The following is a 25,873-nucleotide window of genomic DNA, read 5'->3' on the forward strand; positions in this document are numbered from 1 at the left end:
ACAGCCGTCACGCCGATTTCAGACAGCACATTTACTGTTAACCAAGAGGAAGTAACTCATGTGGAAAAAACCAACTTTCGTTGATATGCGTCTCGGTCTGGAAGTGACTCTTTACATCTCCAACCGTTAATCGTTCTGCCCGCCCTCTGAGCGGGCATTTTTTTCAACTTCTGGTTGTCCTCTATGTTTATCAAAATCCTCGGCTCAGCCGCGGGTGGCGGGTTTCCGCAGTGGAACTGTAACTGCGCCAACTGCCACGGCGTGCGTAATGGCACCATTCAGGCTCAGGCACGCACACAATCGTCGATTATCCTCAGTGATAACGGCGAAGACTGGGTGTTATGTAACGCGTCACCTGACATCGGCCAGCAGATCCTGCACACGCCAGAACTGACCCGCAAGGGCGTACTGCGCGGCACGGCGATCGGGGGAATTATCCTGACCGACAGCCAGATCGATCACACCACCGGGCTGCTGAGCCTGCGTGAGGGCTGCCCGCATCAGGTCTGGTGTACGCCGGAAGTGCATGCCGACCTCAGCACCGGCTTCCCGATCTTTCCGATGCTGACCCACTGGAACGGCGGTTTACAGCACCGGCCGATTGCGCCACTGACCCCGTTCAGCGTCGATGTCTGCACCGATTTGCAGTTCACCGCGATTCCTATTATCAGTAATGCACCGCCTTACTCGCCGTATCGCGACCGGCCGCTGCCCGGTCATAACGTGGCGCTGTTTATTGAAAACCGGGAGAATGGGCAGACGCTGCTCTACGCGCCAGGTCTGGGCGAACCGGATGCGGTGATCCTGCCGTGGCTGCAAAAAGCGGATTGCCTGCTGATTGACGGCACCGTCTGGCAGGATGATGAACTGCTGACCACCGGGGTGGGTCACAACACCGGCAAGGCGATGGGGCATCTGGCGCTGGCGGAAGAACAAGGGCTGATGGCGCTGCTGGCGTCGCTGCCGGCAAAACGTAAAATTCTGATCCACATTAACAACACTAATCCGATCCTTAATGAGCAGTCACCCCAGCGTCAGTTTCTGACGGAGCAGGGAATAGAGGTGAGCTGGGACGGAATGGCGATCCACCTTCAGGGCTAAATCATGCAGATTACTGACACGCTGTCGCCGCAGGCTTTTGAACAGGCCCTGCGCGACAAAGGCGCTTTCTACCATATTCATCACCCGTATCACATCGCGATGCATAACGGTCAGGCCACGCGCGAGCAGATTCAGGGCTGGGTGGCGAACCGCTTCTATTACCAGACCACTATTCCGCTGAAAGATGCGGCGATCATGGCGAATTGCCCCGATCCGGCTACCCGCCGTAAATGGGTGCAGCGCATCCTTGACCACGACGGCAGTAACGGCGAAGAGGGCGGCATTGAGGCCTGGCTGCGGCTGGGCGAGGCGGTCGGGTTGACGCGCGAAGAATTATTGTCTGAGCAACATGTGCTGCCGGGCGTACGCTTTGCGGTCGATGCCTATATTAACTTCGCCCGCCGCGCTAACTGGCAGGAGGCGGCCTGCAGTTCACTTACCGAGCTGTTCGCCCCGCAGATCCACCAGTCACGACTCGACAGCTGGCCGCAGCACTATCCGTGGATCAAAGAAGAGGGCTACTTCTACTTCCGCAGCCGCCTGGGTCAGGCGAACCGCGATGTGGAGCATGGCCTGGCACTGGCGCTGGAGTACTTCACCACCGCCGAAACGCAGAACCGGATGCTGGAAATTTTGCAGTTTAAGCTCGATATTTTATGGAGCATGCTTGACGCCATGACCATGGCTTATGAGCTGAAACGTCCGCCTTATCACACCGTCACCGACAAGGCGGCGTGGCACACCACCCGACTGGTATAACAGATGAATGAAAACTCGATTGCCGCGTTTCGTCGCGGCTACCGCATGCAGTGGGAAGCTGCCCAGGATACCCATGTGGTGCTCTATCCCGAAGGCATGGCGAAGCTGAACGAAACCGCCGCCGCCATTCTTGAGCTGGTGGATGGCAAACAGGATATCGCCGCAATTATCGCAACGCTGGATAGCCGGTTCCCTGAGGCGGGCGGTGTGGGGCCGGACGTTTTAGAGTTCCTGCAGTCAGCCCATGAACAGAAGTGGATACAGTTCCGTGACCCCGCATAAACCTGGCGTGAATCCGCCGCTCTGGCTGCTGGCAGAGCTGACCTATCGGTGTCCGCTGCAGTGTCCCTACTGCTCCAACCCGCTGGATTTCGCACAGCAGGAGAAGGAGCTGACCACGGAACAGTGGATTGAGGTCTTTCGTCAGGCGCGCGCCATGGGCAGCGTCCAGCTCGGATTCTCCGGCGGCGAACCGCTGGTGCGTAAAGATCTGCCAGAGCTCATTAAAGCGGCGCGCGATCTCGGCTTCTACACCAATCTGATCACGTCGGGCATTGGCCTGACAGAGAAGAAGCTGGATGCGTTCAGCGAGGCCGGTCTGGATCATATCCAGATCAGCTTCCAGGCGAGTGACGAAACCCTGAATGCGGCGCTGGCCGGGTCGAAGAAAGCGTTTCAGCAGAAGCTGGAGATGGCGAAAGCGGTAAAAGCGCACGGCTATCCGATGGTGCTGAACTTTGTGCTGCATCGCCATAATATCGACCAGATCGACAGGATCATTGACCTCTGCATTGAGCTGGAAGCGGATGACGTTGAGCTGGCAACCTGTCAGTTCTACGGCTGGGCGCAGCTCAACCGCGAAGGCCTGCTGCCGACGCGTGAGCAGATCGCTCAGGCGGAAGCGGTGGTCAGCCGCTACCGCGAGCGGATGAGCACCACCGGCAATCTGACCAATCTGCTGTTTGTCACGCCGGATTACTACGAAGAGCGACCTAAACCCTGCATGGGTGGCTGGGGGGCCATTTTCCTCAGCGTCACACCAGAGGGCACCGCGCTGCCGTGCCACAGTGCGCGCCAGCTGCCGGTAGAATTTCCGTCGGTACTGACACAGCGCCTGGACGATATCTGGTACAACTCGTTCGGCTTCAACCGCTATCGTGGTTTTGACTGGATGCCGGAGCCGTGCCGCTCCTGTGATGAGAAAGAGAAAGATTTTGGTGGCTGTCGCTGTCAGGCGTTTATGCTGACCGGTAATGTTGACAACACCGATCCGGTCTGCAGCAAATCACCGCATCACGGCAAAATCCTTGAGGCCCGGCGTGAGGCGGATTGCAGCGACATTAAAATTGGTCAGCTGCAGTTCCGCAACCGCAGCAACTCGCAACTGATCTACAAAACCCGGAACCTCTGATGACCCCGCGCGGCCTGGTGATAAACGGTCTGATGGTTGAACTGGTGCATCAGGCTGATGCCAGCCAGGCCGCCGCCCTGATTCAGATAGGGGCAGGGAGTCACGACGAGCCGGATCGCTGGCCCGGACTGGCGCATCTGCTGGAGCATCTGCTGTTCACCGGCAGCACCGGCTGGCCCGACGAGGGCCGGCTGATGAGCTGGATCCAGACGCAGGGCGGCAGGGTTAATGCCACCACGCTGGCCCGGCGCAGCGCGTACTTCTTTGAGGCCACGCCGTCACTGCTGGCAGACGGTCTGATAAGACTGCAGGATATGCTGGTCTCTCCGCTGCTTGATAATCAGGCGATTGCGCAGGAAGTGGCGGTCATCGACGCGGAATATCGGCTGTTACAGCGTCATGAGCCATCCCGCATCGAAGCGGCATTGCTGCACGCCGCAGCAACCCCCGCTGAATTTCAGCGCTTTCATATCGGCAGCCGGGCGAGCTTTGGCAATGAGCTGTCGGCGCTGCAACGGGCATTGCGCCAGTTTCACCAGCGCTACTACGTTGCCAGCAATATGCGGCTCTGGCTGCAGGGACCGCAGTCGCTGGATGCGCTGGAAGAACTGGCGCGTCAGTTTGCCGCCGCGCTGCCTGCCGGTCAGTGGCAGCAGGATCTGGCACCGCCGCAGCTCAACAGCGATATCTGCTGGCAGCTGGCAGAGACTGCCCAGGCAGCGTTATGGCGCACCTGGCTGCTGGATAACAGTGACGGTGTCACGTTATGGCGTGAATTTCTGTTGGATGAAGCGCCCGGCTCGCTGCTGGCTACTCTGCGTGAGCAGGGACTGGCGGAGGCGCTGGAGCTGAAATGGATTTATCAGGCTGAAGATGCGTGCTGGCTGGCGCTGGGTATCGAAACCAGCGAGCCTGCGAGGGTAAATCATCTGGTTAATGGTTACATCGATGCGCTGCGCCAGACGAATAATCAGCAACATCAGCACTATCATCAGCTTGCACATCACTACTTTGTGACGTTGTCACCACTGGAGCAATTGCGTCAGCGCGCTATCGGCTTCGCACCTGATGAAAGGCTGCCTGCGCTGCAGCCGTTGCTGAAGAAACTCACCCATGCGTCTGGCACCGTGCTGTGCTGTACGTCACAACCGGCAAGGGAACACATCGTCACGCAGGGCTTCACTCTGGCGCTGACGGCCTGTGAGCCAGCCCCGGATGAGACGCTGCCCGCTGCCCGTTTCACCTTCTATCCGCTCGACATCACTGCGACGCCTGCGCCGCTGCCCGCGCAGGTGGTGGCATTGCCGCATCATCAGTCAGATGACCCGCAGGCAACGCTTATCCTGCGACCGGAGTTCTGGTCAACCTTTACTGCGGAGGCGGGAGAAACGCTGGGCCGGCGGTTGCGTCCGCTATTTGCGGCGCTGCGTCATCAGGGGGGGCACGGCAGCTGGCAGGAAACAGAGGGCGTGTGGCAACTGACGCTCCGCCTGACAAAGGATGAGGCGGTAACTGACCAGACGCTGAGCCAGATTGTCTCTGCCCTGACATTGCCGGTTGAGGCAAATCTGCCATCGCCTGTCGAAAGCATCGCTATCCGTGCGTTGCTGCGACAGTTGCCTTATCAGCTGGCAGCCAATGCTACGCCAGGGTGCTGGCGGGCGGCGCTGAAGGGCGGCAACGCCGCGCTGCATTCACGCATTGCCCGACGGCTGAGCGCGCTGTCGCTGCCGGTTAACCCGGACACGCCGCCCAAGCGTATGACCACGCAGACCGGCATGACGCGCCTTCCGCACGCCAGTGCAGACAACGCGCTGCTGCTGTTTATTCCGCTACAGCGTCCTGAACAGCTGGCTGCATTGCGCGCACTGGCGCTCATCTACGAGCCACGCTTTTTCCAGCGCTACCGCGTTGAGCAGCCAATAGGTTACGTGGTCAGCAGCCGCTACATGCGCTGCGCTGATGAAGAGGGGGTGTTATTTGCGCTACAGTCGCCCGATTACAGTGCGCTGTCACTACTGCGCTACTGCCGTAACTTCCTGCGGTCACTGAACGAGACGCTGGCGGAATGTGATCTTGTGGCCCTGAAAGCGCGACTGCTGAGCCAGCAGGTTGAGCAGCCACTGGCCCTGCTACGCCGTGAAAATGGCCTGGCAGAACCGGACGCGACGCAGATTGCGGCGCTGACCCTTGCAGATTTACTGCAATTGCACCGCACGCTGATTCAGGATCGCCGCCGCTGGCGGGTGCTGTTTACCGGCGGGAATACGTAGTGACCGGTTTTAAGGTTGCTGAATTTATTTGAAAATTACCGACAAATCTCTTCACTGTCTATTCCGGGAAAACTGGACCACACTCAATTCACTTTTGTCCGCATAAGGAATTGACCGTGAAGAACTTCAAACGTATTGCACTGCCCCTGTTAGCCGCTGCTACCCTCTACGCTCCGTTATCTCAGGCTGAGGCGATGCACTACCAGCTGAACCCTGAGCATACGTCGGTAATTGTTGCCTGGAACCACTTTGGCTTCTCAAATCCTACCGCGGATATCCCGGACGCAACCGGTACTCTGGTGTTCGATAAAGATCATCCGGAGGCCTCACGCGTTGACGTGACCCTGCCAGTCAGCAAAATCGACAGCCACGTCGCGGCGCTGACCAAAGAGTTCAAAGGTACCGAATACTTCGACACCGCCAAATACCCGACAGCGACCTTCCACAGCACCAAAGTGGTGGCGAAGGGCGACAATAAATTTGACGTTGAAGGTAACCTGACCCTGAAAGGGATCACCAAACCGGTTACGCTGCACGCGACGCTGAACAAGCAGGGCGAGCATCCGATGGTCAAGAAGCAGGCGATTGGTTTTGACGCCACCGGCACCATCAAGCGTTCTGACTTCAAGCTGGACAAATATGTCCCTGCGGTAAGCGACGACGTTACGCTGACGCTGTCTACCGAAGCTTACGCGAAGTAATCAACGGATGGCGTAGCCCCTCTGGCTGCGCCATCGTTTTTCCCTTTAATTCGTCAGCTCTGCAGACTCTCCAGCGTGACAGACGCCCCGCCACAGACGATAACCAGCACGTTATCATCCGATTTAAAGCCGATTTTCCCGTCATACAGCATCGATAATGAGACGCCACAGGCTGGCTCTGTCAGAACACGATGATCGTCCAGGAAGCGGCGACAGGCATTCACAGCTTCATCATCGCTCACAACCTTTCCCCTGACATCTGCCCGGCGTGCCACGTTAAACGCATTTTCACACACCTGACTGGCTGCCAGCGTAGTGGCGATACCGCTGACCCGGTCCAGCGTGACCCGCTCCCCGGCTTCCAGCGCAGCGTTAAGCGACGCGGTTCCCTCAGTTTCAACCGCATAAATCGGGATATGGCTGAGCTGATGCTTTTCCAGACCCTGGGCAATGCCGGAGAGCAGACTGCCTCCGCCCACGGAGAGGATTACCGCATCGGGACGTAACCCTTCATCAATCACTTCATCGACCAGCGTACTGATACCGTCCCACAGTAGCGGATTGTCAAACGGATGGATGTAGATATGTTCCTGCGACGCCAGCGATAACGCGTACGCGTTGGCCTCACTCCAGACGCTGCCGTGTACGATCAGCCTGGCACCTTCCTGTTCGATAAGCTGTCTGGCGCGCGCCGGGGTCGTTTCAGGTACCACCACCGTGACCGGGAGCCCCAGCCTGCGGCCGCTGTGCGCCACAGCAATACCCGCATTGCCGCCGGAGGAGCTGACAAACGCCTTAGCGCCCTGTGCAGCGTAGTACTGACAGATATGGCCTGCGCTTCTGAGCTTAAAGGATCCGGTCGGCTGCGCCGATTCCATTTTCAGCCAGACGTTGCTGCCGCTGAGCTGACTCAGTGGCAGGGAGTGAATGAGAGGGGTACGGATAGCTATTTCCATGCGTCTGATCCTGGTTAAATGGGGTCACAGAGAACCGGTTTGTCGTCACGGTGAACGTCGGTTTTGCCGTGCGGAATAGCAGCGTCGGACGCAGAAGAGAAAGTCACCCCTCAGAAAAAGCGTGGAGGTTTTTCCTTAAAAATCATTATCGTCAGGCTACCTGTTCTGTCTACATAGAAAGGTTATACCGAAGAATACGACTTGTTCGCAACAGCGATGCTGAATCGGCTTGCAGATTTTCTTTTTGCATCTTAATTGCGGTTTCTGTTCTGTGAAACCGGGAAAAATGAGGTGAAAGTCACAAATCTGCAACGCCACGTGAATGACCGATTTTACCTCCTCCTGCTTTCTGGCCAGCTCACCCCCGTCATCCGCTAACCCAATGATTTATATCGATTCGTCTTAAGCGCAATAAGTTGGAATAGTGTGAGTTAAATCACAAATAAAGGAGTGTGAATTGCCCTGTCAATATTCCTGTCTGAGAAAAACCGCGCGTAACTGTGATCTCCTCTGCAAATAGCAACCCCGCTAACCGGAAGAATAACCTTCAGCAGAGTAAGCCAGCGAGGTGAGGGTGATGCGAATTGGAATGGTGATCAGTGGCGGTGACGTGACCGGCATTAATAATTTTGTCTTCCAGATTGGGCGTATGGCACAGGCGGAGATGGTGATATTTGATGGCGGTATTCCCGGCCTGCTGCAAAATCATCATCGTGAGATCAGCCAGCGCGATCTGCTCGACTTTTCCATCGCCTCTATTCCGGTTATGCAATCGGGACGCACTGAAAAGAAACTGGTGCGCAGCGAATATGAGTTAATTGCACGCCAGCTGAAAAGTGCCCGGATTGACATATTAATTATGGCGGGTGGAGACGGGTCGCTGCAATTTCTCCATACCCTGTCGGCGTATGGCGTGAATTGTTTTGGCGTCGGCATGACCATCGATAATGATGTTTTCGGCAGTGATTACACGCTGGGATTCTCCACCGCCTGCGAGCAGGTATTTAAAGAGGTGGCGAAACTGCGCAATACCGGCCGCGCCTTACCGGGCCGGGTTTTTATGCTGGAGTTGCTCGGTGGCTATTGCGGCGAATTAACGCTGCAATCCGCGATTAAATCTAACGCAGATATTGCGTTAATTCCGGAGTGCCAGATCCCGCTGCCACAACTGGCGCAGCGCATCACCGGGCGGCTGGCAGCGCAGAATAGCGTAGTCATCCTCTGTTCGGAAGGCTACACCCGTGAATATTCGCCCGGTTTTCAGGGGGCGATCGACACCTTAATCAAACAGCTTGAACCTCTCATTGGCGTGCGCATCCGTAAAACCATTATGGGTTACGGGCTGCGCAATGGTGATCCCACCTGCGAAGAGATCTTTCAGGGCACCATTATAGCCAGTGAAGTGGTGCGTTGTATTCAGTCAGGCATGCGGAATAAAGCGGTCATTATTAATGGCAGCAATAAACCAATCCCGATTGATTTAATAAGCATGCAAAAACGCCTGGTCGATATTGACGGGCACCATTACAAACTCGCTAAACAACTCAATATAGTGTGAGGAAAAACCATGCTGAAAATATTATGTGTCTGTGGTTGTGGATTAGGTTCCAGTTTTGCGATTGAGATGAGCGCAAAAGCGGTATTAAAAAAACTGGAGATTGAGGCCGATATCGATCACACCACCATTTCAGAAGCGAATGCCTTTAAGTCAGATATGATCCTGACGCAAAAAGCGTTTGCCGATGTTTTAAACGCCGACGCCAGTCCGGAGCAGATTAAACGGGTCATAATTCTTAACCGGCTCACCGATAAAGCGGAAATTGAGCAGAAGATCCTGGCCTTTTTAAAAGAACGCAATCAGAAGGTCGCCGCCCATGAATAGTGTGATCGACTTTCTGGTAAAAGATCTGCTGGGGCAGGCGTCGATTCTGATCGCCTTTATTGCCCTGATTGGTCTGCTGCTGCAAAAAAAATCGGCAGGCAAGGTGGTGGAAGGCACCTTTAAAACCCTGCTCGGCTTTTTAATTATGATGGCGGGTATCAATATTATTGTAGGCACCCTGACGTTCCTCAATACTATTTTTACCCATGGCTTTGGCATGCGCGGCTATATCACCGATGTGGCCGCCATTGCCGGGCTGGCTAACCGTGAGCTGGGGTCTGAAGTCGCGCTGACGCTGCTGGTGATCTTTATCGTCAATATCATCATCGCGCGACTGACGCCCTTTAAGTACATCTTCCTGACCGGCCAGGCGTTGCTGTGGATGGCGACCATTGGCGCGGTGATCGGTTATAAAGCGGGGCTGACCGGGCTACCGCTGATCCTGACCGGCGGTATCTTTGGCGGAATCATGGCGGTCGTGATGCCCGCGCTGGCGCAGCCGGTGGTGCGGCGCATCACCGACTCTGACGATGTCGCCTTGGGTCATTTCTGCACCATCGGTTATCTGGTCACGGCGGCGGTCGCCAAAGTGGTTGGCAAAGGATCGCGCTCCACCGAAGACCTGAAGCTGCCCGATAACTTTAAGTTTCTGCAGGATACCTATCTGTCGATGGCGCTGGTGATGGTGCCGATGTACCTGATTCCCGCCGTGGCAGCCGGTCCGGCCTTCATTGCCCAGTACAGCAACGGCATGAACTACCTGATGTACGCCTTTATGCAGTCGATTCAGTTCGTGGCCGGGGTCTTCGTGCTCTACAGCGGTGTCCGTCTGCTGCTGAACGAGCTGGTGCCTGCCTTCCGGGGTATCGCGATGCGCGTCGTGCCGGATGCGAAACCGGCACTGGACTGTCCGGTGATGTTTCCGTACGCCCCGAACGCGGTGATCGTTGGCTTCCTTGCCACCACACTTGGTTCCATCGTCGGCATGCTGGTCTTCCCGATGTTGGGTCTGGCGATGATCCTGCCTGGCCTGCTGACCAACTTCTTTGCCGGTGGCACCGCCGGCGTATTTGGTAATGCCATGGGCGGACGGCGCGGCGCAATGATCGGCGGCTTCGTCCATGGACTCTTTATCACCATTCTGCCTGCCATCCTGGTGCCGATGCTGGAGAGCTACGGCTTTACCGGCGTCACCTTCAGTGACTCCGACGTGATCAGTACCGGCCTGGTGCTCGGCCATGCCTTCCAGAATAACTGGCTGTTCGTCGCCCTGTTTATTGCCTTTGTTACCGCGCTTGCCTGGTTTGTTAATGGCAAATCGACCAAACCTCAGGAGGAAAAAATCCATGAAACTTTATAACTTCGCCGATCTGTTACAGCTGGCCAAACAGCGTGACTTTAAAGCGGTCGGTTCGTTTAATCTTCACTGTCTGGAGATGCTGCCCGCCTATTTTAAAGCGGCAGAGAAAACCAACAGTCCGTTAATGATTCAGATCTCTACAGGCACGGCGAAATATCTTGGCCACAAGCTGCTGGTTGATGCGATTAAATCGCTGTCAGAGAGTATGAATGTGCCGACCTGTCTGCATCTGGATCACTGTTCCGATTTAGCCGCGATTCAGACAGCGATTGATGCCGGATTCAGTTCTGTCATGTATGACGGCTCCCATCTGCCCATTGACGAGAATATTGCGAATACCCGCCGGGTCATCGATATGGCGCGGCCACACAATGTTTCGGTCGAGGCTGAGTTGGGTGCCATTGGTGGGTCGGAAGATGGTAAATGCGTAGAGATGGAGGCGATAGCGTTCACGCCCGTGGAAGATGCTCGCCGTTTCGTCGAAGAGACGGGCGTCGATATGCTGGCGATCTCTATCGGCACCGTACATGGCCTTTACACCGGTAAAGCGCATATTCAGCATCAGCGACTGGCGGATATTACGGCGGCAACGCATACGCCACTGGTGCTGCACGGCGGCACCGGCGTCAGCGATGAAGATATGCGGCTGGCGGTCAGCAGCGGGATTGAGAAGGTGAATGTCGGCACCGAAATGAACGTGCAGTGGGTAGCGCAGTGCAAATCGACCTTTGAAAAAGGCAAGGTCAATGACAGCGTGCGTAATTTCCTGGTACCGGCCAATGATGCAGTAACCAATGTACTGGTAGAGAAAATGCAGTTATTCCGGTAATGACACGTGCCGCCATCACCGGCTTAATGCGTTAACGATCTTTTATTCTCTGTTTATATTAGCCACCCCAATATTATGCGGGGCAGGAGAGCCTATGTTTGGATTCCTCAAAAAGTATCAGGCTGCGGAACCACCCAGCGAGCAGCAGCAGGATCATCTGGCGGAATTAAGTCGCGAGAAAATAACGCAACTGGAGCAGCAGCTGGCGATTAATCCGCGTGATGGCGAAACGCAAAAACAATTAATGCTGGAATATAATCGTGCATTAAGCCTGTTTGCGAAAAGCCGTCGCTACCGCAATGAAATTGATGCGCTGTTTGTCAAAATCGATGAATTACGCAATGTGGTTCGCCAGTCGATTTAAGGAGAGCTGATGACGATTAAGCAGTTATTGCAAGAGGCAAACGCTATTCAGATTGGGATTGACGCCACGGACTGGCGTCAGGTTATCGCGCTGGCTGCCGAACCGCTGGTCAGCGGCGGTTATCTCGATGCCACCTATCCTGATGCCGTGATCGCTAATACGCTGGCCCATGGCGCTTATTATGTGTTTGAGGAGGGGATCGCCATTCCCCATGCGCGACCGGAAGCGGGGGTGATCCGCGACTGTTTCAGTCTGATCCTGCTGAATGAGCCGATCTCGTTTGAAGGCAGTGACAAGGCGGATATCGTGATTATGTTTGGCGCGCGCGACAGCAACGCGCATATCGAAGAGGGGATCCGCGCGATTGTGTCGCTGCTGGAGGATGAGGAGACGCTGGTCCGGTTACGTCAGGCCAGCAGCGTGGCGGAGGTTATCGACATTCTATGACGCAAAATACCCCCCTCAAACGCGTGGTGCTGGTTAACGGTATTCCGGCATCGGGTAAAAGTACCCTGACGCACGCGCTGTCACAACATTTTGGCTGGCCGGTGCTGACACTCGACAGCCTGAAAGAGCCGTTTATGCAGGTTTTTTCCCCAGTCGATCGCCAGCGCAACCGGCAACTGGGCTGCGCGGCTTATCAGGCGATCTGGAACATCGTCGACCAGGCACCCGCCAGTCAGATCTGGCTGATTGATGCCTGGTTTGGTTTTCAGCCGCGCGCGCTGCTGGAGCAGGGACTGAAACAGGCGGGTGTCGATGAGGCGCTCGAACTGTGGCTCAGGATTGAGCCGGAGGTGGCGGTGGCGCGCTATCAGGCGCGACTGTCGCAGCGGCTGCCAGGTCATCCGGGGGCTGAGTATCTGCCGGAGCTGCGCCAGCTGGCGCACCAGGCCAGTCCGATGGCGTTGGGGCCGGTGTGTGAAGTGGATGCCTGCGCTCAGGATCTTGCGGCCGTTATCCGCTGGCTGCACCAGCAACTGACCAGAACCCGCTACACTTCAGCTCATCATCAGATGAGTGAGGAGTTGCAGGATGTCGTTACCCCCGTATCTGCAAACCGGTGAAAGCGCCGTGCTCTATGACGGCGTCTGTAAACTATGTAACGGCTGGGTTCAGTTTCTGCTGCGTCACCATCTGGCGCGGCAGGTCCGTTTTGCCTCAGTACAGAGCGAGCAGGGCAAAGCGCTGTTGCGCTGGGCCGGTATGCCGGAAGATAACATCAGCACCATTGTCTACATTGACGGTAATCAACACTGGCTGCGGGCGCAGGCGGTGTTCCGCGTGATGCAGCATTTGCCTGCCCCGTGGCGCGGGCTGGCGGTGCTGCGCCACTTTCCCGACGCGATCAGTAATTTTGCCTACGACCGCATAGCGTTAAACCGCTATAAGCTGTTTGGCCGCTACAGCAGCCAGCACGCGATCCAACCCGATTATCCGGGTCGATTTCTGCATGAGGTGGAGACGTCCCATTAAGGTTTTACCGTCAGCAGCAGGTGGCAATGAGATCAGTGAGAACAATGATGTTATTGTTACGTTTCCTCAATGTTAATTGCTAGCACTGACAGACCACGGATAGAAGGACTTATGCCGGTTAATTTCGATCTCAATGACCTTTACGCGTTTCGCGCGCTGGTGGAGTTTGGCAATTTTCGTCTGGCGGCGGAATCGATCTGCCTCTCACAGTCCGCGCTGAGCCGCCGGATCGACAAGCTGGAAACTACGCTGGGGATCAAACTGTTTGAGCGGACCACGCGCCGCGTTACGCTGACGCTGAAAGGGCATGCGTTTGCTCAGCGTTCGGAAAAGCTGCTGGCGGATTTTGAGGAGGTAATGGCCGATCTCAGTGAAGTGAGCTTAGCCCGCACCGGCCTGATCACCGTCGCCTGTGTGCCGTCAGCTGCCTACTACTTTATGCCTAACATCATCCGGCTGTTTCAGGCGCGCTATCCCCGCGTACGAGTCAAACTGGTCGACAGCAGTGCGGCCAACGTCTATGACGCGGTGATTGGCGGGCAGGCCGACTTCGGCATCAGTTTTTCCAGCCGGTCACAGCCGGATGTGCACTTCCAGCCGCTAATGGACGATCCTTATGTGGCGGCCTGTCGGCGTGACCATCCGATAGCCGGCAAAAAGAGTCTGAGCTGGCAGGCGTTTTATCAGTATGAGTGGGTTGGGCTGGATAAAACCTCCGGCAATCGCAACCTGCTGGATCAGGCGTTGCAGGCGATCATGCCGGAGAAGCCCTGTGTCTGTGAAACCCGGCACGTGACCACCATGCTGGGGATGGTTGAGGCGGGGCTGGGCATTGCTGCCGTCCCCGCCATGTCGATGCCAGGCTACGATCACGCCCTGCTGATGGCGGTGCCGTTAACCGATCCGCAGGTGAAACGCACCGTGGGACTGCTGCGCAAGAATGGCCGGACGCTGTCGCATATCGCCAGCGAACTGGAGAATCTGATCATTGAACAGTATCAGCGACGTTAGCGGGTTTTGACGCCATTACGCTGTGCAGGCCGCTGGCGTGCACGGCCTGCTGCGCCTCAGGCGAGGCGAGCCAGTGCAGCAGCTTCGCCGCCTCGTCGGGCTGCGCTGACCTGCGTACTACGGCACCGGCAAAGCGGGTGGTGTACTGCAGCGTGTCCGGCAGTTCGCCAATAAAAGTAACGCCTGATACCGGCAGCAGCTCACTGACCTGCTGAAAGCCGATGGCGTATTTACCGGCCGCGACCTCGGAGGCCACCGGAATGCGCTCAACCTTAACCGCCTTCGCTTTCACCTGATCCTCAATGCCCAGTCGGCTGAAGAGCTGACTGCTCACATATTTGCCACTGGCGCTGTCAGAGTAGGCGATAGAAGAGGCGTTCAGCAGGGTGGTACGCAGTGCGCTTTCGCTGCCGATTTTCACTGGCGTGGCACCCTGTTTGATCACCGCACCGATGCGCGAGTCCGCCAGCTCAACCCGTGAACCCGGCAGCGTCGCCCCCTTTTTTTGCAGATCGCTTAGCGCATCACCGACCATAATCACCACATCGGCCGGTTCACCGCGCGCCAGCCGCGCCGGAATGGCCTGTGGCGCCTTGCCCATTGACGGACCGGCAACCGTGTTAATGGTGATCCCTTCACGTTCGGCAAAGCGTGGCGAGAGCGTATCCCATGCCGCTTTAAATCCGCCGGAGATCATTACCGTCAGCTCTTTCGCCTGCGCCGTGGCGCTGCCCGCCACGCTGAACAGCAGGGCAGCGTACAGCGACATCGTTTTCAGTTTCATTTTCATTTCCTCAGCTAACGGTTTTATGGACAGGTGAGACGGCACTGCGGGTGCGGCGATAGAGATACAGTGTTGCGCCCAGTGCGCAGACAGCTGCGAAACTCATCCAGTAACCTGGCGAAGCTTTGTCGCCGGTCAGCTCGATCAGGCCGGTCGACATCACCGGGGTAAAGCCACCAAACAGCGCCGTTGCCAGGCTGTAGGCCAGCGAGAAGCCCGCCACGCGCACTTCCGCTGGCATGATTTCGGTCAGTGCCGGGATCATCGCGCCGTTGTAGAGGCCATAAATCATTGAAAGCCACAGCAGCACGCCCAGCATCATGGAAAAGCCCGGTGCCGCCGCCAGCATGCTCAGGGCTGGATAGCTGGTGGCGATTGCCAGCAGCGTCATGGCAACCAGGACAGGTTTGCGGCCAAAGCGGTCAGAGATCGCGCCGCCAATCGGCAGCCAGATGAAGTTAGATACCGCCACCAGCAGCGTTACCAGCAGGCTGTCAGAGGCGCTCAGCAGCAGGACTTTCTTGCCAAAAGTCGGCGCGTAAACCGTAATCAGGTAAAACGCCGTGGTGGTCATCGCGACCATCAGCATCCCGGCAATCACCACCTGCCAGTTACTGAGCAGAATGCGGAACACCTGTTTCACATCAGGATGACTGCGACGATTGCTGAACTCCTGCGTCTCTTCCAGCTTGCGACGCAGCACGAAAATAAATGGCACAATCAGACAGCCAAACAGGAACGGAATGCGCCAGCCCCATTCGCGGATGGCACTCTCTTCCAGCACCGCGTTGAGGATAAAGCCCATCGCCGCCGCGACCATAATCGCGACCTGCTGACTGCCCGACTGCCAGCTCGTGTAGAAGCCTTTGCGGCCCGGCGTCGCGATCTCGGCCAGATAAACCGACACGCCGCCCAGCTCTGCTCCCGCGGAGAAACCCTGCAGCAGTCTGCCGATCAGCACCAGCAGCGGTGCCCACAGGCCAATACTTTGGTAAGAGGGGATCAGCACGATCATAAAGGTGCCTGCCGCCATGATGGAGAGCGTGACGATCAGCCCCTTGCGACGGCCGACCTTATCGATGTACGCCCCCAGCACCACTGCGCCAATCGGGCGCATCAGGAACCCTGCACCAAACACGGCAAACGTCATCATCAGTGAGGCAAACTCACTGCTGGCCGGGAAGAAGGTATGGGCGATATAGGTGGCATAAAAACCGAACAGGAAGAAATCAAACTGTTCGAGGAAATTGCCAGAGGTCACACGAAAAATGGCGCCAATCCTGGCGCGGTGAGTCATGGGTGAGGTTGTCTGCATCAGTAACTCCAGTAAGGTATGACGCTTTTTGCCGCGCCTGTGACTGAAGAGTGGATCAGTGCCCGGCGCTAAATAAGTGCAAAAAGGACAATGATTAATGTGCGCACCGCATGATTTCATAGGGTTACTATTTAAAAGCATTTTGATTCATAAAGTTACAGAGACTGCCGATTTTGTCGGCGTGTTATCGGCTCTGAGGTGAGTTTGCGAAAATGTGACAGAATTCATAAGCCTGTTACGGGCAGATAAGGGGATTCCGGGCAGTGTGAAGCCGCCCGTGCAGAGTCTTGCGGCAAAGGGTCTCTGAACTCAGGCGAGCCATATCGCTCCAGGCTCGCCAGGACGCTGCTGCGGTAGCCTGCGAATCAACGGGACATTTACCGCCTCGACGGTGATCCGCTCCGCTTCCAGCACGGCACGCGCCCGTTCGCCTTCCGCAACCAGAAAATGGGCATGGCTCTGCGCACCAGACGAGAAGAGGCCGCCGCCTTCCAGGCCGATTCCATTACGGCCCAGCAGCGTGGCGAGACGGGAAAGGGTGCCTGGACTATTTTGCAGGATCACATGAATATCGAACATGTTAATTTACTCCCTGTTGTGAGGCATATTCTCTGACCAGCGCGGCGATATGAATGCGATAACCGGCAAAGAGGGTTTCACGGCCTTCACGCTGTGCGGCCTGGTGGCAGAGGTTATGTTTCCAGGCCTGCACCGCGGCGTCATCGCGCCACCAGGAGAGCGAGAGTATTTTTCTCTCATCACCCAGGCTCTGAAAGCGTTCAATAGAGATAAATCCATCACTGTCCTTTAACAGCGGTCTCAGGTCAGCGGCCAGTTGCAGATAACGCATCTGGTGTTCGGGGCGGGCTTCAGCTTCAAACAGTACGACAATCATCGCTATCTTCCTTCAGACGAGAGTAAAGAGGGTGATGGCGCAAAAATAGCGGGCGGAGCCAACCGAGGCTTCGGCCCGTAACGAAATATGGCTGTGCGGACGAACGTCAGCCAGGCAACGCATTCTTACGATGGAGCAGATGATATGTTCAGCGGACTCAGTGCCTTTCCCCTTACTCCCTTTGCCGAGGGTAACCCCGATGAAGCGGCCTTTCTGCGGCTGCTGAGCAGGCTGACGGAGGCAAAAGTCGACTCCCTTGGTGTGCTGGGATCAACCGGCAGCTATGCGTATCTGACCCGCACGCAGCGCAGGCGCATCGCAACGCTGGCTGTGGAACATGCAGATTCGATTCCGGTGATGATCTGCGTGGGTGCGGTAAGCACCGACGAGGTGCTGGCGCTGGCGGAAGATGCGCAGCAGGCGGGTGCCGCCGCGCTATTACTGCCGCCACTGGGTTATCAGGCATTGAAAGAGGAGGAAGTGTTCACGCTCTATGAGACCGTAACGCGTTACGCCTCGGTGCCGATCTGCGTCTATGACAATCCGGGCACAACCCATTTTACGTTTTCGGATACGCTGCTGGGCCGTATCGCTGAACTGCCTGGTGTGGGTTCAGTGAAAATTCCGGGTGTACCGGCGGAGCAATCAGTAGCGAATGATCGCCTCATGCAACTGCGCGGCACGCTGCCTGCTTCCGTGTCGGTTGGCGTCAGCGGTGATGCCGCTGCCGCCAACGGATTGATTGCAGGCTGTGATGGCTGGTATTCGGTGTGCGGCGGGCTGTTTCCGCGCGTCGCAAAAGCGATGACCGATGCGGCAGCCGCAGGCGATTATGCGAGCGTCAGAGCGCAGTCCGATCGTCTTCAGCCATTGTGGGCACTGTTCCGCCATCACGGCGGCAGTTTCCGGGTGATCAGTGCCGCAGCAGGGCTGCTGGGGCTGACTGAACGCGACTGTGTACCGCGCCCGCTGTTGCCGCTTTCTGCTGCCGATTGTCGGGAGATTGCTGACGTGCTTGCCGCTCTCGATCTCACCTGATAGCAGAAGACGTTAAACGTGGCGCACCAGATGAAAGCCTTCTTCCTCCTGCGGCGGTTCAAAATAGCGGGTAATCAGCGCGAACTGCTCCTCCGTTGCAGCAAAGGCATGTTCGCCGCTCTGATTACGGGCGTGCAGACGCGATTTACACAGTGCGTCCGGCACGTCCAGATAATGCAGGCGATGATCAGCAGAGGACGCCTCTATCACCGAGCGCATCCAGTCACGATTTGCCCGGGTGTTGGCCGGAAAATCGAGCACCACCGGGACACCAGCGTTAAGCAGCGCCACCAGATGGGGCGTCATCGCCTTCCTGAGTTTTGCCGCAACGCGCACGTAATCGGCCACTGAATGCATCTCGTCCTGGTAAAGCGCGGCGAGCCACTGATCCTCGCTGAGGACGACGTAACCGGGCAACGCGCCCAGCTGAGCCGCCAGCGTCGATTTTCCTGAAGCAATTTTGCCACACAGCAGATGCAGTGTGGCAGGTGCAGAGGTCATGAACATGTCACTCCTTTAACAGACGGGTAATAAACCGTGCGGCCGATGTAAGACGCGTCTCGTCGATGCGCGATTCAGGCTAACAAAAGCATGGAGGGATAAGCAATGAGAGGCTGGGGGCGTGTAAGTAAACCCGCATTGACCACCCGGATCAGCATCCGTAGCTGTGGGCAATATGGTGTTGAGAACACCAGGCAATGTTTACACAGACACTAATACGCCTGAACGGCGGAATGCGGTCAGGCGTATGTGCGGAATATCAATGAACGTCCCGAAGCGTAGTGAAGCTGCGCTGAACAGCCAGCCACAGGCATCATTTTTGTGCCATCAGCAACGTCAACAGTTCGCGACAGCACGCTTCTTCTTCGGCACTGTCCGCAGAGGCCAGATGGCGCAGCAGTTCCATGCAGCTTTTTTCTTTGCCTGCTTCCAGTAATTCCTCAATCAGAAAATTGAGTTTGTCCTGCTCAGAGGCGGCAAAGGATGATGTGAACTCATTTTTGACCGGGATAGTATGGTTCACCGGCAGGGTCAGGGTGTTTTGCATTGGCATATTATTGTCCTGTTTCGGGTTAAAAAACGCACTGATGTTGCTATTAAACTTATACAGCGATCCGGTTTTTGTACAGGAATCTGCCTGAATGATTTTTAAGCCGGGGCTAAGCGCAGCGCGGCTGAAGAGGAAGTGCTGGCTAATCATTCAGTTAGGAGTGAACGGAATTTCAGAAAAATTGTACCGGTTTTAAGTTAAATCCGGCGGGCAGGGAAAAGACACAGCATTGGGCAGTTAAACAGGCGGCCCATTGGGCCGCGTGAATTATTTAGCGGCGAGGAAATCTTCGCGCTGCGGTGTAAACGTATCCAGCAGCACACCTGCTTCAAGACAGACACAGCCATGAACCACATTGGGCGCTTTGTAGAGCGTATCTCCTGCGCCCACCTCACGCGTTTCACCATTGATAGTGAAGGCAAAACGTCCGCTCAGCACATAGGTCAGTTGCTCGTGGGGATGGTGATGCAGCGGGCCGACAGCCTCTTTCTCAAAAATCACTTCTACCGCCATCATGGTGCCGCCGTACGCCAGCACGCGGCGGGTTACGCCGTTGCCCAGATCTTCCAATGGTCGCTCTTTATGGTAGATAAACATCGCAATCCTCCTGCGGTTGCCCCTGCTGCGGTAACCGTTTTGTGATGGATCTCACAGCACTCGGGTGAATTAGTTCATGCACTTTAGTGGTTTTTCACTAAAATGAAACGGTGTTTCAATTAATTTATAAGGGTAGATCATGAAAATCGCGTTAATGATGGAAAACAGCCAGGCCGCTAAAAACGTTACCGTGCTGAAAGAACTGGAAGGCGTCGCACAGCCGCTGGGCCATCAGGTCTTCAACGTCGGTATGAGCGATGAGCAGGATCACCATCTGACCTACATTCACCTCGGTATTCAGGCCAGCATACTGCTCAACAGCCAGGCCGTGGATTTCGTGGTCGCGGGCTGCGGCACCGGGCAGGGCGCGCTGATGTCACTTAATATCCATCCGGGCGTCAACTGCGGCTACTGTATCGATCCGGCGGATGCCTACCTGTTTGCCCAGATTAACAACGGTAACGCACTGGCGCTGCCGTTTGCCAAAGGGTTTGGCTGGGGCGCAGAACTGAATCTGCGCTTTATCTTTGAAAAAGCGTTTACCGGTGAGAAGGGCAATGGCTATCCGCCAGAGCGTAAAGAGCCGCAGGTACGCAATGCCGGTCTGCTGAATCAGGTTAAGGCTGCGGTGATTAAAGATAACTATCTCGACACCCTGCGCGCTATCGATCCTGAACTGGTGCGTACCGCGGTCAGCGGCCCGCGTTTCCAGCAGTGCCTGTCTGAGCATGGCAAGAATCAGGAGATCGTTGCGTTTGTGCGTCAGCTGACGCACTAAGCCATCCGATTTCACGAGGCCGGTCTGACCGGCCTTTTTTTATCTTCTCTCGGCGTCCATTGCTCTTCAGCTCTGCTGCGCAAGCGCCGGAGGGTTGTGGCGACTCGCCTCGACCAGCATCCGCGTATAGGGCATCGCAGCGCGATCCGCCACCAGCGTCGGCACATCCAGCGTCTCCAGCACCTTACCCTGTTGCATGACCGCCACGCGATGGCAGAGATGCGCCACCACGCCCAGATCGTGTGTCACCATCAGATAGGTCAGGTTCTCCTGCTGCTGCAGATCGCTGAGCAGATTCAGGATCTCCGCCTGCACCGAGACATCCAGTGCGGAGGTTGGCTCATCCAGCAGCAGTACGCGTGGCTCTAAAATCAGCGCCCTGGCAATCGCCACGCGCTGACGCTGGCCTCCCGAAAGCTGGTGCGGATAGCGTGTCTGCCAGGTGCGATTCAGCCCGACCTTATCCAGTATCGCCACCACCCGCTGCTGGCGCTGCCCGATACCCTGAATCTGCAACGGCTCTTCAAGGATGTCGCCCAGCGTGTGACGCGGATGCAGCGAACCATAAGGATCCTGAAACACCATCTGCACCTGACGACAGCGCGTCCGGTCGATGCGGTGCGCCAGCGGCTGATCATCAATGCTCAGCTCACCCTGCCAGTGAGTAAACAGTCCCGCCAGGCACTTCAGTACCGTAGTTTTGCCCGATCCCGACTCGCCCACCAGCCCGAAAATTTCACCCGGTTTCACCTGCAGATTTACGTCGAACAGCACCTGACGCTGGCGAGCGTCATCACCAAAACTCAGGCTGAGATTTTTCACATCAATCATCACGTACTCCTTAGTCCGTCAACCAGCTGGCATGACGTTGTAATACCGGCAGGCGTGTACGGCGGTGATCAAGGTCGGGCAGTGCCGCCAGCAATCCCTGGGTATAGGGATGCTGCGCGCGATCGAGTTCACTGGCGGCCAGCGACTCCACCACGCGTCCGGCGTACATCACCAGCACCCGATCGCAGAAGCTGCGCACCAGACTGATGTCGTGGCTGATAAAAATCAGCCCCAGCCCGCGCGCCTTCACCAGATTGTCCAGCAGCGCCAGCACCTGCAGGCGAACCGAGACATCCAGCGCAGAAGTCGGCTCATCGGCAATCACCAGTTCCGGCTCGGTGATCAGCATCATGGCGATCATCACCCGCTGCCCCTGACCGCCGGAAATCTCATGAGGATAGAGCTGATAAACCCGTTCAGGATCGCGGATCTGCACCTCTTCCAGCATCGCCAGCGCCCGCTGACGGGCCGCCGCTTTCTGGTCGCGATGGTGACTGCGCCAGGCTTCGGCGATCTGCTCGCCAACCCGAATCACCGGGTTCAGGGAATATTTCGGATCCTGCATAATCATGGAGATGCGTTTACCGCGAATGGCGCGCATCTGTGCCGGGCTGGCGTGCAGCAGGTCAATATCACCAAACTGCATCCGGCTCGCCTCAATGCGCGCCCTGGCCGGATGCAGGTGCAGCAGGGCGCGGCCCACGGTCGATTTACCGGAGCCGGACTCGCCGACAATCGCCAGCTTCTCCTGTCCGAGCTGAAAGGAGACGCCGCGCACCGCCGGGGTGATCTGGCGTCCGTTAACAAAGTTCACGTGCAAATCGCGCACGTCGAGCAACGGCGAGGCGTTACTCACTGCGGGGATCGAGCAGGTCACGTAGGCCATCTCCTAAGAAGTTAAATGCCAGGCTGTTAATCAGGATCGCCAGACCGGGCACGGTCACCACCCACCAGCACTCCAGCATGTAGGTGCGGCCGCTGGCGATCATCGCGCCCCATTCCGGGTCCGGCGGCTGCGCGCCCAGCCCGAGAAATCCCAGCCCGGCGGCGGTAAGAATAATGCCCGCCATGTTCATGGTGATGCGGATAATCACCGACGGCAGGCAGAGCGGAATAATGTGCTTCCAGAGCACCCGCAGCGGCGACGCACCCTGTAAACGCACCGCCGAGATAAAGTCCGCCTGGCGCAGCGACAGCGTTTCAGCGCGCGCCAGACGGGCAATGGGTGGCCAGGCGGTGAGGGTAATTGCAATCACCACATGCTCCAGACCCGGACCCAGCGCCGCCACAAACGCCAGCGCCAGTACCAGGCTGGGAAAGGAGATGAAGATATCGGTGACGCGCATCAGCACGCCATCGACTTTGCCGCCAAAGTAACCCGCGGTCACGCCCAGCAGCAGGCCCAGCGGCCCGACGGTCACTGAGACCAGCAGCACGATGTAGAGCGTGATGCGCGCCCCCCACACCAGACGGCTGAAGATATCCCGGCCAAACTCATCAGTGCCGAACCAGTGGGCCGCACCGGGCGGCATCAGGGCGTTGTCCAGATCCTGAATCAGCGGGTGATGCGGTGCGATCCAGGGGGCAAACAGCGCTACGATGCAGAGCAGCAGCACAATGCCACCGCCGATGGCGGTCAGGGGATTACAGGCCATGCGCCAGAGGAAAGTGCCGCAGTGGGCAGCAAACCGCCGACAGCGCGCCAGCCGCTCGCGGGAAGGACTGACAGACGCCGCATCAAACGAGATAGTCATACTTTGGTCCTCGGATCGAACACCTGATAGAGCAGGTCGGAGATCAGGTTAAGCAGCACAAAGATCAGACCCACCACCAGCACGCAGCCCATTACCGCATTCATATCGCCCAGCATCAGGCTGCCCGTGAGATAGGAACCAAAACCGGGCCAGGAGAAGACTGTTTCAATCAGCACGGCACCCTCCAGCAGCGAGCCATAGGCCAGCGCCACTACGGTCAGCAACTGCACCAGGATATTGCGGAACGCGTGCTGCCAGATAACCTGCCATTCGGTCAGACCTTTGACCCGCGCGGTCAGAATGAACTCCTGCGACAACTGCGCGAGCATAAAACTGCGCGTCATCCGGCTGATGTAAGCCATGGAGTGAAAGCCGAGCAGCGAGGCGGGCAACACCAGATGATTCAGCGCATTCCGGAACACCTGACCGTTGCCCGCCAGCAGGGCATCGATCAGCATAAAGCCGGTACGGCGCGGCACGATGCCATCCAGGCTGAAGTCCACACGTCCTGCACCGCCGACCCAGCCGAGATGGGCATAGAAAAGCAGCAGCCCCATCATGCCAACCCAGAAGATCGGCGTGGAGTAACCGGCCAGGCTGAGCATCCGTACCAGATAGTCGATGCCGCTGTTACGCCGCGCCGCCGCCAGCACGCCCAGCGGGACGCCCAGCCCTGCGCCAATCACAATTGCCAGCGTGGCCAGCTCAACCGTGGCGGGAAAGACGCGCAGAATGTCATGCACTACCGGCTGGCCAGTGAGCAGCGCGTGGCCCAGGTCGCCATGCAGCAGCGCATTGAGATAGATGCCAAACTGCACCCACAGCGGTTTATCAAAGCCAAGCTGGTGGTAGACCTGCTGATAGGTGGCCTGGTCGGCGTCGGGGCCGACTATCGCCAGCACCGGATCCAGCGGCATCACCCGGCCAATAAAAAAGGTCAGCAGCAGCAGGCCGAACAGCGTAATTAACACCTGCATCGCGCGATGGCTGATGCGGCGGCACTGATTTCGTGTCAGGGTCATCATCATGGTGTGCCTCCCGCCAGGGCTTCAGGCGTTTTCCAGACGTCGCGCAGGAAGGTCGTTGCAGAAGGATGCGGCTGATACGCCTGCACACGGTTACTGACCACCACGGAGTCGAGCATTTGTGAAATCGGCATCAGCGCAGGCACCAGCTGGTCATAGCGTTGCTGGATAGCGAAATAGGCCTGCTGCTGGCGGGTTTTGTCGCGTTCCACCAGCGCCTGATCGATCATGCGGTTGAGCTGCGCGTCGTAGAAACCGGTTCGCCAGCCCTGGAAGTTGGTCAGCCGGGCGCTGTCGGCATTGTTCGGGTTGTAGACCAGCGCGCGCAGGCTGGAGTGGGGGTGCGGCTCGACGCCGCTGCCACCGCGTCCGACCAGCAGGCTGAACTGGCGATCGCGCATCGCGCCATAAATCTGGTTGCCGGTGCCGGTAATGATTTTTGCCCGGATGCCGCCCTGCAGCAGCGTTGACTGAATGGCGATGGCGATATTCAGGAACGGCTGATCGGCCAGCACCCGCAGCGTAGTGTCGAAGCCGTCCGGATAGCCGGCTTCAGCCAGCAGCGCACGGGCGCGCGGCACATCAAGCCGGTAACCGGGATCGGGCAGCGTGGCGGGCATCCCCGCCTGAATCGGGCGCTGATGCAGTTCGCCGTAGCCGGTCATCAGACTTTTGTTAATGCCCTGGTAATCGACCAGGTAGCGGACCGCCTCACGCACGTTGTTATTGTCGAAGTGCGGATCTTTCATGCTCATCGCCAGGTAGTAGATTGTCCCTTTTCTGACGGCATTAATAGTGAGGTCGGGATCGTGACGCAGGGCGCGCACGTCGGGGATCGCCATGTTGCTGGCGATATCAAGATCGCCTTTCTGCATCATCAGCCGCAGGGTCTGCGATTCCTGCAGGTGACGGAACACCACCCGCGACATCTTCGCCTCACCGCGCCAGTAGTCTGTCGCGCGACTCATGCGCAGCACATCTTTTGCCTGCCAGACATCCAGCCGGAACGGACCGGAACCCGCTTCATGCGTGGTGAGCCAGCGGTTGCCCCAGTCGCCATCGACTTCATGCTGCTGCACCGTTTTGCGGTCCAGCACCACCATGCTGCCCAGCGCCGCCAGCGAGTAGATCACCAGCTGCGGATCGTTGGGTTTAGGCAGGGTGATCACCAGCGTGCGGTCGTCGGGGGCGGTGACCATCTGGTCCACATTGTCGCGGCTGAAACCGTAGGACTTCCACACCGACGCCTGCGCCAGATTCAGATGCAGCACGCGACGCATAGACCAGACCGCATCGGCGCTGGTGAGCGGATTGCCGGAGTGAAACCTGACGTTGTCGCGCAGGTGAAAGGTCAGGGTGCGGTTATCTGGGCTGACTGACCAGCGTTCCGCCAGCGCCGGGCGTACTTCGGTGAGCTGCTGCGGATTCAGCTCCACCAGGCCGTCATAAAGATTCACCACAATACCGACCACCTCGTTGCCGGTCATCGCGGCCGGATCCAGGGTAAGCAGGTTGTTCATGTTCATGCCGACGATCAGCTGGTCATCCGGGGTCTTTGCCTGGATTGACGCGCTGCCCGTGAGCACCAGCAGCGTGATCAGCCACGCGCCACATCGTTGTGTCAGGGTCATAGGTAAAGTCCAGCAGGTCAGAGGTTTTTCCCGTTTACCGCATCATCAGGG

The 25,873-nt window shown here is 57.4% G+C and carries 30 protein-coding genes and 1 pseudogene; 18 read left to right on the plus strand and 13 right to left on the minus strand.

What is annotated here, in order from left to right:
* Positions 1 to 58: 58 nt before the first annotated feature.
* The 7 genes from pqqA to NIM72_RS20910 all read left to right on the plus strand — a co-directional run bounded on the left by pqqA (position 59) and on the right by NIM72_RS20910 (position 6,245).
* The gene (gene pqqA, locus NIM72_RS20880; protein WP_010245082.1) at positions 59 to 130 is read left to right on the plus strand and encodes a pyrroloquinoline quinone precursor peptide PqqA; all 72 of its coding nucleotides are present in this window, start codon (positions 59 to 61) and stop codon (positions 128 to 130) included.
* A gap of 53 nt (positions 131 to 183) precedes the next feature.
* Complete coding sequence (gene pqqB / locus NIM72_RS20885) at positions 184 to 1,101, plus strand: pyrroloquinoline quinone biosynthesis protein PqqB (protein ID WP_253421863.1); 918 nt, start codon at positions 184 to 186, stop codon at positions 1,099 to 1,101.
* A gap of 3 nt (positions 1,102 to 1,104) precedes the next feature.
* Positions 1,105 to 1,860, plus strand: a complete 756-nt coding sequence (pqqC, locus tag NIM72_RS20890) for a pyrroloquinoline-quinone synthase PqqC (RefSeq protein ID WP_161732395.1) — start codon at positions 1,105 to 1,107, stop codon at positions 1,858 to 1,860.
* Between the two features lie 3 nt (positions 1,861 to 1,863).
* Positions 1,864 to 2,142: a pyrroloquinoline quinone biosynthesis peptide chaperone PqqD gene (pqqD, locus tag NIM72_RS20895; protein WP_161732393.1), complete on the plus strand. Its 279-nt coding sequence runs from the start codon at positions 1,864 to 1,866 to the stop codon at positions 2,140 to 2,142.
* Positions 2,105 to 3,271 (plus strand): pyrroloquinoline quinone biosynthesis protein PqqE, encoded by a 1,167-nt coding sequence (gene pqqE / locus NIM72_RS20900; RefSeq protein ID WP_256497738.1) that lies wholly within the window; start codon positions 2,105 to 2,107, stop codon positions 3,269 to 3,271. The genes pqqD and pqqE overlap by 38 nt, the downstream gene beginning before the upstream one ends.
* The gene (gene pqqF, locus NIM72_RS20905; protein WP_253421868.1) at positions 3,271 to 5,544 is read left to right on the plus strand and encodes a pyrroloquinoline quinone biosynthesis protein PqqF; all 2,274 of its coding nucleotides are present in this window, start codon (positions 3,271 to 3,273) and stop codon (positions 5,542 to 5,544) included. The genes pqqE and pqqF overlap by 1 nt, the downstream gene beginning before the upstream one ends.
* A gap of 116 nt (positions 5,545 to 5,660) precedes the next feature.
* The gene (locus tag NIM72_RS20910) at positions 5,661 to 6,245 is read left to right on the plus strand and encodes a YceI family protein (protein ID WP_222924051.1); all 585 of its coding nucleotides are present in this window, start codon (positions 5,661 to 5,663) and stop codon (positions 6,243 to 6,245) included.
* Positions 6,246 to 6,298: 53 nt separating this feature from the next.
* Here NIM72_RS20910 and NIM72_RS20915 read toward each other — a convergent pair whose 3' ends face one another.
* Positions 6,299 to 7,201 carry a pyridoxal-phosphate dependent enzyme gene (locus NIM72_RS20915; protein ID WP_161732385.1) on the minus strand — a complete coding sequence of 301 codons (903 nt, stop codon included), beginning with the start codon at positions 7,199 to 7,201 and terminating at the stop codon, positions 6,299 to 6,301.
* Between the two features lie 577 nt (positions 7,202 to 7,778).
* Between NIM72_RS20915 and NIM72_RS20920 the strand changes: the two genes are divergently transcribed.
* The 9 genes from NIM72_RS20920 to NIM72_RS20960 all read left to right on the plus strand — a co-directional run bounded on the left by NIM72_RS20920 (position 7,779) and on the right by NIM72_RS20960 (position 14,123).
* The gene (locus NIM72_RS20920; RefSeq protein ID WP_161732383.1) at positions 7,779 to 8,759 is read left to right on the plus strand and encodes a 6-phosphofructokinase; all 981 of its coding nucleotides are present in this window, start codon (positions 7,779 to 7,781) and stop codon (positions 8,757 to 8,759) included.
* Positions 8,760 to 8,768: 9 nt separating this feature from the next.
* Positions 8,769 to 9,083 (plus strand): PTS sugar transporter subunit IIB, encoded by a 315-nt coding sequence (locus NIM72_RS20925; protein ID WP_013357820.1) that lies wholly within the window; start codon positions 8,769 to 8,771, stop codon positions 9,081 to 9,083.
* Complete coding sequence (locus NIM72_RS20930; protein ID WP_253421870.1) at positions 9,076 to 10,443, plus strand: PTS sugar transporter subunit IIC; 1,368 nt, start codon at positions 9,076 to 9,078, stop codon at positions 10,441 to 10,443. Before NIM72_RS20925 ends, NIM72_RS20930 begins: the two co-directional genes overlap by 8 nt.
* A complete protein-coding gene (locus tag NIM72_RS20935; protein WP_222924049.1) occupies positions 10,430 to 11,272 on the plus strand; it encodes a class II fructose-bisphosphate aldolase in 843 nt (280 codons plus the stop codon). The genes NIM72_RS20930 and NIM72_RS20935 overlap by 14 nt, the downstream gene beginning before the upstream one ends.
* 94 nt (positions 11,273 to 11,366) lie before the next feature.
* The gene (locus tag NIM72_RS20940) at positions 11,367 to 11,636 is read left to right on the plus strand and encodes a hypothetical protein (RefSeq protein WP_253421872.1); all 270 of its coding nucleotides are present in this window, start codon (positions 11,367 to 11,369) and stop codon (positions 11,634 to 11,636) included.
* A gap of 9 nt (positions 11,637 to 11,645) precedes the next feature.
* Positions 11,646 to 12,083 (plus strand): PTS sugar transporter subunit IIA, encoded by a 438-nt coding sequence (locus NIM72_RS20945; protein WP_033732648.1) that lies wholly within the window; start codon positions 11,646 to 11,648, stop codon positions 12,081 to 12,083.
* Positions 12,080 to 12,703 carry an ATP-binding protein gene (locus NIM72_RS20950; protein ID WP_161732373.1) on the plus strand — a complete coding sequence of 208 codons (624 nt, stop codon included), beginning with the start codon at positions 12,080 to 12,082 and terminating at the stop codon, positions 12,701 to 12,703. The genes NIM72_RS20945 and NIM72_RS20950 overlap by 4 nt, the downstream gene beginning before the upstream one ends.
* Entirely contained in the window at positions 12,672 to 13,112 is a 441-nt protein-coding gene (locus tag NIM72_RS20955; RefSeq protein ID WP_161732371.1) for a thiol-disulfide oxidoreductase DCC family protein, read from the plus strand. Before NIM72_RS20950 ends, NIM72_RS20955 begins: the two co-directional genes overlap by 32 nt.
* Positions 13,113 to 13,223: 111 nt before the next feature.
* Complete coding sequence (locus NIM72_RS20960) at positions 13,224 to 14,123, plus strand: LysR family transcriptional regulator (RefSeq protein ID WP_253421875.1); 900 nt, start codon at positions 13,224 to 13,226, stop codon at positions 14,121 to 14,123.
* Here NIM72_RS20960 and NIM72_RS20965 read toward each other — a convergent pair.
* The 4 genes and pseudogenes from NIM72_RS20965 to NIM72_RS20980 all read right to left on the minus strand — a co-directional run bounded on the left by NIM72_RS20965 (position 14,098) and on the right by NIM72_RS20980 (position 17,117).
* Positions 14,098 to 14,907 carry a substrate-binding domain-containing protein gene (locus NIM72_RS20965; RefSeq protein ID WP_253421877.1) on the minus strand — a complete coding sequence of 270 codons (810 nt, stop codon included), beginning with the start codon at positions 14,905 to 14,907 and terminating at the stop codon, positions 14,098 to 14,100. The genes NIM72_RS20960 and NIM72_RS20965 overlap by 26 nt on opposite strands.
* A 10-nt stretch (positions 14,908 to 14,917) precedes the next feature.
* Entirely contained in the window at positions 14,918 to 16,222 is a 1,305-nt protein-coding gene (locus NIM72_RS20970) for an MFS transporter (protein WP_371876301.1), read from the minus strand.
* Between the two features lie 321 nt (positions 16,223 to 16,543).
* Positions 16,544 to 16,801, minus strand: a pseudogene (locus NIM72_RS20975) (amino acid-binding protein); the annotation flags it as partial.
* Position 16,802: 1 nt separating this feature from the next.
* Positions 16,803 to 17,117, minus strand: coding sequence for an antibiotic biosynthesis monooxygenase (locus NIM72_RS20980; RefSeq protein WP_161732365.1), 315 nt, complete (start codon positions 17,115 to 17,117; stop codon positions 16,803 to 16,805).
* Positions 17,118 to 17,261: 144 nt separating this feature from the next.
* Between NIM72_RS20980 and NIM72_RS20985 the strand changes: the two genes are divergently transcribed.
* Entirely contained in the window at positions 17,262 to 18,155 is an 894-nt protein-coding gene (locus NIM72_RS20985; protein WP_253421879.1) for a dihydrodipicolinate synthase family protein, read from the plus strand.
* A gap of 12 nt (positions 18,156 to 18,167) precedes the next feature.
* Here NIM72_RS20985 and NIM72_RS20990 read toward each other — a convergent pair whose 3' ends face one another.
* The 3 genes from NIM72_RS20990 to NIM72_RS21000 form a co-directional block, all read right to left on the minus strand.
* Entirely contained in the window at positions 18,168 to 18,662 is a 495-nt protein-coding gene (locus NIM72_RS20990) for an ATP-binding protein (protein WP_222924044.1), read from the minus strand.
* A 307-nt stretch (positions 18,663 to 18,969) separates the two neighbouring features.
* The gene (locus NIM72_RS20995) at positions 18,970 to 19,209 is read right to left on the minus strand and encodes a hypothetical protein (RefSeq protein ID WP_013357838.1); all 240 of its coding nucleotides are present in this window, start codon (positions 19,207 to 19,209) and stop codon (positions 18,970 to 18,972) included.
* A 264-nt stretch (positions 19,210 to 19,473) separates the two neighbouring features.
* On the minus strand, positions 19,474 to 19,803 hold the full coding sequence (locus NIM72_RS21000; protein ID WP_222924043.1) for a cupin domain-containing protein: 330 nt from the start codon (positions 19,801 to 19,803) through the stop codon (positions 19,474 to 19,476).
* Positions 19,804 to 19,942: 139 nt separating this feature from the next.
* Between NIM72_RS21000 and NIM72_RS21005 the strand changes: the two genes are divergently transcribed.
* Positions 19,943 to 20,581, plus strand: coding sequence for an RpiB/LacA/LacB family sugar-phosphate isomerase (locus NIM72_RS21005; protein ID WP_161732358.1), 639 nt, complete (start codon positions 19,943 to 19,945; stop codon positions 20,579 to 20,581).
* Between the two features lie 66 nt (positions 20,582 to 20,647).
* Here NIM72_RS21005 and NIM72_RS21010 read toward each other — a convergent pair whose 3' ends face one another.
* Genes NIM72_RS21010 through NIM72_RS21030 form a run of 5 tightly spaced genes read right to left on the minus strand, consistent with a single transcriptional unit; the run spans position 20,648 to position 25,822 of the window.
* Positions 20,648 to 21,412: an ABC transporter ATP-binding protein gene (locus tag NIM72_RS21010; RefSeq protein WP_253421883.1), complete on the minus strand. Its 765-nt coding sequence runs from the start codon at positions 21,410 to 21,412 to the stop codon at positions 20,648 to 20,650.
* 10 nt (positions 21,413 to 21,422) lie between these two features.
* The gene (locus NIM72_RS21015) at positions 21,423 to 22,289 is read right to left on the minus strand and encodes an ABC transporter ATP-binding protein (RefSeq protein WP_161732553.1); all 867 of its coding nucleotides are present in this window, start codon (positions 22,287 to 22,289) and stop codon (positions 21,423 to 21,425) included.
* Positions 22,261 to 23,166, minus strand: a complete 906-nt coding sequence (locus NIM72_RS21020; protein ID WP_253421885.1) for an ABC transporter permease — start codon at positions 23,164 to 23,166, stop codon at positions 22,261 to 22,263. The genes NIM72_RS21015 and NIM72_RS21020 overlap by 29 nt, the downstream gene beginning before the upstream one ends.
* The gene (locus NIM72_RS21025) at positions 23,163 to 24,194 is read right to left on the minus strand and encodes an ABC transporter permease (RefSeq protein WP_202604864.1); all 1,032 of its coding nucleotides are present in this window, start codon (positions 24,192 to 24,194) and stop codon (positions 23,163 to 23,165) included. Before NIM72_RS21025 ends, NIM72_RS21020 begins: the two co-directional genes overlap by 4 nt.
* Entirely contained in the window at positions 24,191 to 25,822 is a 1,632-nt protein-coding gene (locus tag NIM72_RS21030) for an ABC transporter substrate-binding protein (RefSeq protein ID WP_161732352.1), read from the minus strand. The genes NIM72_RS21025 and NIM72_RS21030 overlap by 4 nt, the downstream gene beginning before the upstream one ends.
* Positions 25,823 to 25,873: the final 51 nt, after the last annotated feature.

This window comes from Pantoea sp. B550, from assembly GCF_024158165.1.
Classification (GTDB): domain Bacteria; phylum Pseudomonadota; class Gammaproteobacteria; order Enterobacterales; family Enterobacteriaceae; genus Pantoea; species Pantoea alfalfae.

Bases quoted from the DNA above. Each gene is read 5' to 3' on its own strand.
- NIM72_RS20945 (WP_033732648.1), top strand. From the start codon at position 11,646: ATGACGATTAAGCAGTTATTGCAAGAGGCAAACGCTATTCAGATTGGG.
- NIM72_RS20925 (WP_013357820.1), top strand. From the start codon at position 8,769: ATGCTGAAAATATTATGTGTCTGTGGTTGTGGATTAGGTTCCAGTTTT.
- NIM72_RS21020 (WP_253421885.1), bottom strand. From the start codon at position 23,166: ATGACTATCTCGTTTGATGCGGCGTCTGTCAGTCCTTCCCGCGAGCGG.
- pqqE (WP_256497738.1), top strand. From the start codon at position 2,105: ATGAACAGAAGTGGATACAGTTCCGTGACCCCGCATAAACCTGGCGTG.
- NIM72_RS20935 (WP_222924049.1), top strand. From the start codon at position 10,430: ATGAAACTTTATAACTTCGCCGATCTGTTACAGCTGGCCAAACAGCGT.
- NIM72_RS20940 (WP_253421872.1), top strand. From the start codon at position 11,367: ATGTTTGGATTCCTCAAAAAGTATCAGGCTGCGGAACCACCCAGCGAG.
- NIM72_RS20965 (WP_253421877.1), bottom strand. From the start codon at position 14,907: ATGAAACTGAAAACGATGTCGCTGTACGCTGCCCTGCTGTTCAGCGTG.
- pqqF (WP_253421868.1), top strand. From the start codon at position 3,271: ATGACCCCGCGCGGCCTGGTGATAAACGGTCTGATGGTTGAACTGGTG.
- NIM72_RS20920 (WP_161732383.1), top strand. From the start codon at position 7,779: ATGCGAATTGGAATGGTGATCAGTGGCGGTGACGTGACCGGCATTAAT.
- NIM72_RS20995 (WP_013357838.1), bottom strand. From the start codon at position 19,209: ATGCCAATGCAAAACACCCTGACCCTGCCGGTGAACCATACTATCCCG.
- NIM72_RS20990 (WP_222924044.1), bottom strand. From the start codon at position 18,662: ATGTTCATGACCTCTGCACCTGCCACACTGCATCTGCTGTGTGGCAAA.
- NIM72_RS20915 (WP_161732385.1), bottom strand. From the start codon at position 7,201: ATGGAAATAGCTATCCGTACCCCTCTCATTCACTCCCTGCCACTGAGT.
- NIM72_RS20930 (WP_253421870.1), top strand. From the start codon at position 9,076: ATGAATAGTGTGATCGACTTTCTGGTAAAAGATCTGCTGGGGCAGGCG.
- NIM72_RS21005 (WP_161732358.1), top strand. From the start codon at position 19,943: ATGAAAATCGCGTTAATGATGGAAAACAGCCAGGCCGCTAAAAACGTT.
- NIM72_RS21025 (WP_202604864.1), bottom strand. From the start codon at position 24,194: ATGATGATGACCCTGACACGAAATCAGTGCCGCCGCATCAGCCATCGC.
- NIM72_RS20950 (WP_161732373.1), top strand. From the start codon at position 12,080: ATGACGCAAAATACCCCCCTCAAACGCGTGGTGCTGGTTAACGGTATT.
- pqqB (WP_253421863.1), top strand. From the start codon at position 184: ATGTTTATCAAAATCCTCGGCTCAGCCGCGGGTGGCGGGTTTCCGCAG.
- NIM72_RS21030 (WP_161732352.1), bottom strand. From the start codon at position 25,822: ATGACCCTGACACAACGATGTGGCGCGTGGCTGATCACGCTGCTGGTG.
- pqqD (WP_161732393.1), top strand. From the start codon at position 1,864: ATGAATGAAAACTCGATTGCCGCGTTTCGTCGCGGCTACCGCATGCAG.
- NIM72_RS20955 (WP_161732371.1), top strand. From the start codon at position 12,672: ATGTCGTTACCCCCGTATCTGCAAACCGGTGAAAGCGCCGTGCTCTAT.
- pqqC (WP_161732395.1), top strand. From the start codon at position 1,105: ATGCAGATTACTGACACGCTGTCGCCGCAGGCTTTTGAACAGGCCCTG.
- NIM72_RS21010 (WP_253421883.1), bottom strand. From the start codon at position 21,412: ATGATTGATGTGAAAAATCTCAGCCTGAGTTTTGGTGATGACGCTCGC.
- NIM72_RS20960 (WP_253421875.1), top strand. From the start codon at position 13,224: ATGCCGGTTAATTTCGATCTCAATGACCTTTACGCGTTTCGCGCGCTG.
- NIM72_RS20980 (WP_161732365.1), bottom strand. From the start codon at position 17,117: ATGATTGTCGTACTGTTTGAAGCTGAAGCCCGCCCCGAACACCAGATG.
- NIM72_RS20985 (WP_253421879.1), top strand. From the start codon at position 17,262: ATGTTCAGCGGACTCAGTGCCTTTCCCCTTACTCCCTTTGCCGAGGGT.
- NIM72_RS21000 (WP_222924043.1), bottom strand. From the start codon at position 19,803: ATGTTTATCTACCATAAAGAGCGACCATTGGAAGATCTGGGCAACGGC.
- NIM72_RS20970 (WP_371876301.1), bottom strand. From the start codon at position 16,222: ATGCAGACAACCTCACCCATGACTCACCGCGCCAGGATTGGCGCCATT.